Here is a 7,558-nt window from a genome sequence, read left to right as displayed (position 1 = left end):
CCACACCGCTTTCGCGAGCAAGCCCGCTCCCACAGGTTCTGCGGCTCGCCTGACCGATCTCAGATGACACAGCCTTCTCGCAATCGGATCAACCATGAAAAGCAAAACCATTCGCCGCTGGTCCTTTATCCACACCTGGACCAGCCTGATCTGCACGGTGTTCCTGCTGATGCTGGCGCTCACCGGGCTGCCGTTGATCTTCCATCACGAGATCGAACACCTGCTGGGCGATGCCCCCGAGCTTCGGCAGATGCCCGCCGATACGCCGCGCCTGGACCTGCAACAACTGGTGGAAAACGCCAAGGCCCATCGCCCGGGCGAAGTGGTGCAGTATTTTGCCTGGGAAGATGACGAGCCCAACGGCGTTATCACCATCATGGCGCCGACGCCCGGCACCGAACCCAATTCATCCCACACGTTCATGCTCGACGCCCGCACCGGCGAGGCCGTGGAAATGCCCTCGGCCAACGGCGGTTTCATGATGCTCATGCTGCGCCTGCACGTGGACATGTTCGCCGGCTTGCCCGGCAAGCTGTTGCTGGCATTCATGGGTTTGCTGTTCGTGATTGCCATCGTCTCGGGCGTGGTGCTGTATCTGCCGTTCATGCGCCGCTTGAAGTTCGCCACGGTGCGCCGGGACAAGTCCACGCGCCTGCGCTGGCTCGACCTGCATAACCTGATCGGCGTGGTGACCCTGGTCTGGGCGTTGACGGTAGGCGTTACCGGGGTGATCGCCGCGTGCGCCGAGTTGATCATCGCCGCGTGGCGCAACGACAGCCTCAGCAGCATGGTCGAGCCCTACCGCAACGCCCCGCCGCTGACCCGACTGGCGCCGGCCAGCCGCTTGCTGGACATCGCCAAGGACGCCACGCCGGGCACGGCGCCCGGCTTCATCGCCTTCCCCGGCACGCTGTTTTCCAGCCAGCACCACTATGGCGTATTCATGAAAGGCGACAGCCACCTGACCTCCCATTTGCTGACGCCGGTACTGATCGACGCCAGCACCCTGGAAGTCACCGCCGTCGCCGAGCGCCCGTGGTACATGGACGTCATGAGCCTTTCGCTGCCCCTGCATTTTGGCGACTACGGTGGCCGGCCGATGCAGGTCTTCTGGGCGATCCTCGATGTGCTGACCATCATCGTTCTGGGCAGCGGCGTCTATCTGTGGCTGGTGCGGCGCAGAGCGGCCAGGCGCGCGAGCGAAGGCACGGCGGTCGCTCCATGAGGCCGCGGCAGTCGAGTTTCTGGAAAGTGTTCGGCGTTCCCCTGGCCATCGGCACGCTGTGCGCGGCCGGCCTGTTCAGCGCCTTGCTCGGCGACGGCCTGTGGGACGCCATGAGCTGGCTGGGGCTGGGCATCCCCTGTGTATTGGCGGTGTGGGGGTTGGTCCCGCGCCGCTGAGTTCGCCGCGTCCGCCGCCAGCTGCGGACGCGCCTCCTACAGTCATACGATGACGGCACGTCCCACTCAGCAACATCCTCACACATTTTGACATATTTATTGACAAATTAGCCCTTGCGCTCCTATAAACACTTACGTTGTACGACAACCTACAACGCCGCAACACATTCCATGCGACACCCACTCTAAAAATAATCGTGGTGAAGTGATGAAAATCAAAGGCATCCGCTGGTGGATGGTCGGCCTGGTCACGGCCGGCCTGATGGTCAACTACCTGGCACGCAATACCCTCTCTGTCGCCGCTCCGACGCTGATGAGCGAAATGAGCATCTCCACCGAGCAGTATTCCCACATCGTCGTGGCCTGGCAGATCTGCTATGCGCTGATGCAACCGGTGGCCGGTTACATCATCGATGCCATCGGTACCAAAATGGGCTTCGCCATTTTCGCCTTCGCCTGGTCCCTGGCCTGTGCTGCGGCAGCGATGGCCTCGGGCTGGCAGGGCCTGGCGTTTTTCCGGGGCTTGCTGGGCCTGACGGAAGCCGCCGGATTGCCGGCAGCAGTCAAGACGTCCACCGAATGGTTTCCGGCCAAGGAACGCTCGGTCGCCATTGGCTGGTTCAACATCGGTTCATCGATCGGCGCCGTGCTCGCCCCGCCGCTGGTGGTCTGGGCGATCCTGAACAGTGGCTGGGAGCTGGCCTTCCTGATCGTCGGTGGCCTGGGCGTCGCCTGGACATTCCTCTGGCTGATCTTCTACAAGCACCCGCGTGACCAGAAGCACCTGGGCGACACCGAGCGCGACTACATCCTCAGCGGCCAGGAAGCTCACTTCAAAGAGCAAGGCCCGAAGAAAGGCAGCTGGAAACGCATCATCACCAGCCGCAATTTCTACGCCATCGCCAGCGCACGGATCCTCTCCGAGCCGGCCTGGCAGACGTTCAATGCCTGGATTCCGCTGTACCTGATGACCGAGCGGCACATGAACATCAAGGAGATTGCGATGTTCGCCTGGCTGCCGTTCCTGGCCGCCGACCTGGGTTGCGTACTGGGCGGTTACCTGAGCCCGTTCTTCCATAAGTATTGCAAGGTGTCGCTGTTCACCTCGCGCAAGATGGTCCTGCTGTTCGGCGCCTCCTGCATGATCGGCCCGGCCTGCATCGGCCTGGTCGAAAGCCCGTACACGGCCATCGCCCTGCTGTGCGTCGGCGGTTTTGCCCACCAGACCCTGTCCGGCGCGCTGTATGCCATCACCTCAGACTCGTTCGGCAAGAATGAAGTCGCCACCGCCACCGGCATGGGCGGGATGTTCGGTTACCTGGGCGCCGCCGCCTTCACCCTGCTGTTTGGCGTGATGGTCACCAGGATCGGCTACAGCCCGCTGTTCGTGCTGCTGGCGATCTTCGACGTGGTCGCAGCGTTTATCGTCTGGACCGTGGCCCGCGAACTCAAGCAACAACCAGCGGCCCCGGCGCCGTCAGAACCGCAAGGCCTGCAACCGGCCGCGTGATGCAAAGGGCGAGCGGGCCTCATGGGTCCCGCTCGCCACTGCCTTGAGCCCGAGGGAACGCGCTATGCTGCGCAGCGAGTCCCACTGACCGAGACGTTGCCATGTCCACCCCCAGCATGACGCTGTTCTACAACCCCGCCTCCCCCTTCGTTCGCAAGGTCCTGGTGCTGCTGCACGAAACCGGTCAACAGGACCGCGTGGCGTTGCAGCTCAGCCAACTCACGCCGGTCAAGCCGGACCAGGTGCTGATCGATGACAACCCGCTGAGCAAGATCCCGGCCCTGCGCCTGGCCAACGGCAATGTGCTGCATGACAGCCGGGTCATCCTCGACTACCTCGATCACCAGCACGTCGGCAACCCGCTGATTCCTCGGGACGGTGCAGCCCGCTGGCGGCGCCTGACCCTGGCGTCCCTGGCCGACGGGGTCATGGATGCAGCGGTGATGATCCGCTACGAAACCGCCCTGCGTCCACCTGAGAAACACTGGGACGAGTGGCTCGATGCGCAACGGGACAAGATCCGCCGCGCCCTGGGCGTGCTCGAAGCCGAGGCCATTGCCGAGCTGGCCAGTCATTTCGACGTGGCGTCCATCAGCGTGGCCTGCGCCTTGGGCTACCTGGACTTGCGCCACCCGGACCTGGAATGGCGCAAGAACAATCCACAGTTGGCGGCGTGGTTTGCCGAGGTGAGTGAGCGGCCTTCGATGGTGGAAACGGTGCCTCGAGTTTAGATTCGCATTGACTGTACCGGCCTCTTCGCGAGCAAGCCCGCTCCCACAGGATCTGCGCCGGCCCTGTGGGAGCGGGCTTGCTCGCGAACGGGCCGACACGGATCCAAAGGAAACAACCCGACAACCAGTGCCACCAACACCTCCCCCACTCGCTGGTCCTCACGCAACCCCAACGACCGGCTCATTTCACCTCTCCCAGATCAAAGCTCACGGCCGCAGCAGGCTTGGCCCCGACCCCATACCAGTCCAGTTTGCGGGTTAGCACCATGAACACACCCAACAGGCCGAACAGCAGCAGCGAGCCCATCAGCAGCGCGTAGTCTTCCGCGCTCAGCAAGCCGTAGAGCAAGGCATACAGCGCCGCCAGTCCCGCCGAGAACCCCAGGCCATGGTTCACGCTGCGCAACACATGACAGACATAGAACCCGATCAGCAACACACAGGCACTGGCCGACACCAAGTACGCGAGGGCGAAGCCGATGTGCTCCGACAGCGACAACAACAGCAGGTAGAAGAATGCCAGCGCCACACCGACCAAGGCGTACTGGACCGGGTGCACCGCCAGGCTCTTGAGCACTTCGAAAAGGAAGAAGCCGGCGAAGGTCAGCGCGATGAACAGCAAGGCATATTTGATCGCCCGGTCGCTCTTGAGGTACTGGTCCACCGGGTCGATGAAGCTCACGCCAAAGGCGCGGCTGCGAAAGGTTTCACAACCGTCGCTGGCGACACAGCTTTGCAGCGCTTCTTCGAGGTTGGTGGAAAAGAATGAGGTCTGCCAGTCAGCGCTGAAACCGTGCTCGTTGATCTCGCGGTTGGTCGGCAGGTAATTGCCGATGAAGCTGGGGTGCGGCCAGTCGGCGCTCAGGTGAACTTTGCTGGACTTGCCCACCGGCAACACCTGCAACTCGCCGGTGCCTTGCAGGCTCAGGTCGAAACCGAAGGTCAGGTCGGCGCTGGACTGGGCAGTGACCATCGGCAGCGGCACGTGCACGCCCTGCCCCAGCCAGCCGACCCGCGAGCCGGGCATGAAATCGACGGTCTGCTGGTTGAGTTTCATGGTCAGCGCATTCTCGATGCCGCGGATGTCGCTGATGCCCACGCTCAGGTACGGCTCGTCGAAACGGTAATCCGCCGCTTCCTTGGCCGACAGGCCAAAGTGCTCAGGCACCTGGAAACGCCCATCAATGCGGTTCTCAGCGTGGAACAGCCGCGCCTCGTAGATACCCCGCGCGCGGGTTTCGGTACGAACCTGGCCGTCGAGTTCGAATTGCTCCGGCAGGAAATACAACTCGCCCTTGTGCTCAACGGTTTCCAGGAACCGCACGCCGGTCTTCTCGTTGGTGTTCCAGACCTTCACGTCCTTGCGGAACGGCACCACGATCATCGGCCCGATCAGCTGCTGGCTGTTGCTGGAACTGCGAGCGATGTCCTGCAACACCCCGTCGCGCAGCTCCTGGCGCTCGTCGATAAGGCCATTGATCATCAACAACGGGATCATCAGCAGAAGAATCAATAGGGCGATCATGCCCAGTTTTATGGCGAGGCTACGGTTCATGTGGGGCTCTCCCTGTTCGAATGGGGGAGAGTCTGGAGGGGTTGTGTGAGGTGTTTATGAGGGGAATGTGGAGATTGTGTGGAGACTCAAGCACTCTTACAGGCCGAAACCCCGTGGCGAGGGAGCTTGCTCCCGCTGGAGTGCGAAGCGCTCCTCAGAAAGCGACTGCTACGCAGCCGAGCGGGAGCAAGCTCCCTCGCCACAACGGCGCTCCTTCAAGGGAAACTCATTCTTCAAGGCAACCGCAACACCACCTCGACCCCACCCTCGACATTACCAATCCCGAACTCCCCGCCATGCAACTGCACCACTTCCTCGACGAAGTTGAGCCCCAGCCCGGTGCTCTTGCGGCCGCTGTCCGGGCGCGGCAAGGAGTAGAAGCGCTCGCTCAGGCGCGGCAAGGCGTAGTCGGGAATCGGTTCGGCCTGATTGAACAGGCGAACCTCGACCCGGTCGCCGATACGCTCGGCGCTGATGCGCAGCCGTCCATTGACCGGCGTGAAGTCCAACGCATTTTCCAGCAGATTGCCCAACGCCTGGCGCAATAGGAACGGTTCGCCCATCGGGGTCAGGTCCGCTGCAATTTGCCGTTCCACGCGTAACTGCCGGCTCTCGATCCAACCGCTACGCGCTTCCAGCAGTTCATCGAACAACCCGGCCAGCGGCACCGCGACAACCTCTTCCAGGCCCTGGCGCTGCTCGACCTGGGCCAGGTTGAGCAAACGCTCGATCAACTGCTGCATGCGTACGCTTTCGCTGTCGATGTTGCTGACGAAGCGCTGGTGCTGGGCGGCGGGCATATCGCTTTGCAGCAGTTCGGCGGCACCGCGAATCGCTGCCAGTGGGCTCTTGAGTTCGTGGGTCAGGGTATGCACGTAGCGCTCGACGTAGGCCTTGCCTTCCAGTTGCGTGCGCATGTGTTCCACCGCGCCGGCCAGCTGCTCGAACTCGCCACCGCGATAATGCGGCACTTCGACCCGTTGTCCCTGGCTGACCGCCTGGGCGTAGTGGGTCAAGCGGCGCAGCGCCGAGCTGAGCCACCATGACAGCAAGGCCCCGAGCAGCAGGCCCAGGCCGATCAGCCCGACGCCATAAAGCAGTAGGCGCCGCTCCGTACGGTCGATATAAGGTTGCAGCGAGCTGTTGGGCTTGGCGACGGTGACCACGCCGATGATCCGGCCTTTGTCGCGGATCGGCGCGCCGACATGCATCACCGACGACGCCGGATCATCCGGATTGGCGCGGGACGAACGGGCGCCGTACTGGCCGCGCAAGGTCAGGTAGACGTCGTTCCAGCGCGAGTAATCCCGGCCCACCGCCACGCCACTGGAGTCAAGCACCACGATGCCTTTGGCATCCGTGACGTAGATGCGGTGGCTGACCTGGTTTTTCGGCAAGCCCCAGATGGTCGCCGCCGGCCGGCGCTCGCCATAGGCCTTGAGCAACTGCGGCCAGTGATTCTGGTTGAGGGTACCGGCCTTGAAGTCGTCGCGCAGGATCTCGGCCATCAGGTTGGCCGTGTCCACCAGGGTTTCCTCGGTGGACTGGCGCACGCCCGGGCGGATCTGTTCGATCACCGTGCCGAACACAAAATATCCGGTCAGAGCGATGAAAAGAACATAGACGAGGAAAATCCGGATCCCCAGCGACATCAGCTGTGTCCCGGGCTATAGCTATAGCCGAGGCCGCGATGGGTCTGGATCGGCTCGGCATCGGTTCGGACCAGGCGCAACTTGGCGCGTACGCTCTTGATGTGGCTGTCGATGCTGCGCTCGTAGCCGGCATCGCTGGCCACGCCCAGGGCATCGAGCAACTGTTCGCGGCTGAAGACTCGCTCCGGCTGCTCCAGCAGGCAGTTCAACAAACGGAATTCATGGCGGGTGAGGTTCAATGGCTTGCCGCGATAGCTGATCTGCACCCGCTCGCTGTCCACCTGGAACAACATCGCGCTCAGCTCCGGCGCCGGGCGCGGCGCCACGCGCTTGAGAATGGCGCGGACCCTGGCCGCGACCTCACGAGGGCTGAACGGCTTGACCACATAATCGTCGGCGCCGATCTCCAAACCCACGACCCGGTCGATCTCGCCATCCCGGGCTGTAAGAAAGATGACCGGAACGTCGCTGAAACGTCTGAGATTCTTGCAGGTTTCAAATCCACTGATATCCGGCAGGCCCACATCGAGGATGATCAGGTCCGCCGGAGTGCTTTTCTGGTGTTCGAGAGCGGCCGCGCCGAGGCTCAACCACGTGGTGTCGAAACCCTCTCCTTGCAGCGCAAACACCAGCGTATCGGCGATGGCGGCTTCGTCTTCGACAATCAGAATATGCGGCATATGTAGCGAGCCCGACAGTAAAGTTGCCG

7 protein-coding genes are annotated in these 7,558 nt (G+C 62.7%); 4 read left to right on the top strand and 3 right to left on the bottom strand.

What is annotated here, in order from left to right:
- Positions 1–94 precede the first annotated feature (94 nt).
- The 4 genes from RGM2987_RS20600 to RGM2987_RS20585 all read left to right on the top strand — a co-directional run bounded on the left by RGM2987_RS20600 (position 95) and on the right by RGM2987_RS20585 (position 3,642).
- A complete protein-coding gene (locus tag RGM2987_RS20600; protein ID WP_245144666.1) occupies positions 95–1,225 on the top strand; it encodes a PepSY-associated TM helix domain-containing protein in 1,131 nt (376 codons plus the stop codon).
- Positions 1,222–1,401: a hypothetical protein gene (locus RGM2987_RS20595; protein WP_245144665.1), complete on the top strand. Its 180-nt coding sequence runs from the start codon at positions 1,222–1,224 to the stop codon at positions 1,399–1,401. The genes RGM2987_RS20600 and RGM2987_RS20595 overlap by 4 nt, the downstream gene beginning before the upstream one ends.
- 208 nt (positions 1,402–1,609) lie before the next feature.
- Positions 1,610–2,911 carry an MFS transporter gene (locus RGM2987_RS20590; protein ID WP_245144664.1) on the top strand — a complete coding sequence of 434 codons (1,302 nt, stop codon included), beginning with the start codon at positions 1,610–1,612 and terminating at the stop codon, positions 2,909–2,911.
- A 101-nt stretch (positions 2,912–3,012) separates the two neighbouring features.
- Positions 3,013–3,642, top strand: a complete 630-nt coding sequence (locus RGM2987_RS20585; protein WP_245144663.1) for a glutathione S-transferase — start codon at positions 3,013–3,015, stop codon at positions 3,640–3,642.
- Between the two features lie 181 nt (positions 3,643–3,823).
- On the opposite strand, the gene creD is transcribed toward RGM2987_RS20585, so the two are convergent.
- The 3 genes from creD to creB form a co-directional block, all read right to left on the bottom strand.
- Positions 3,824–5,197, bottom strand: coding sequence for a cell envelope integrity protein CreD (gene creD, locus RGM2987_RS20580; protein WP_245144662.1), 1,374 nt, complete (start codon positions 5,195–5,197; stop codon positions 3,824–3,826).
- A 233-nt stretch (positions 5,198–5,430) separates the two neighbouring features.
- The gene (gene creC, locus RGM2987_RS20575; protein WP_245144661.1) at positions 5,431–6,849 is read right to left on the bottom strand and encodes a two-component system sensor histidine kinase CreC; all 1,419 of its coding nucleotides are present in this window, start codon (positions 6,847–6,849) and stop codon (positions 5,431–5,433) included.
- The gene (creB, locus tag RGM2987_RS20570; RefSeq protein WP_245144660.1) at positions 6,849–7,529 is read right to left on the bottom strand and encodes a two-component system response regulator CreB; all 681 of its coding nucleotides are present in this window, start codon (positions 7,527–7,529) and stop codon (positions 6,849–6,851) included. The genes creC and creB overlap by 1 nt, the downstream gene beginning before the upstream one ends.
- Positions 7,530–7,558: the final 29 nt, after the last annotated feature.

The sequence above is a fragment of the Pseudomonas sp. RGM2987 genome, assembly GCF_022952855.1.
Classification (GTDB): domain Bacteria; phylum Pseudomonadota; class Gammaproteobacteria; order Pseudomonadales; family Pseudomonadaceae; genus Aquipseudomonas.
Note: the sequence above shows the minus strand (reverse complement) of the source record. Positions and strands in the feature narration are given on the sequence as shown.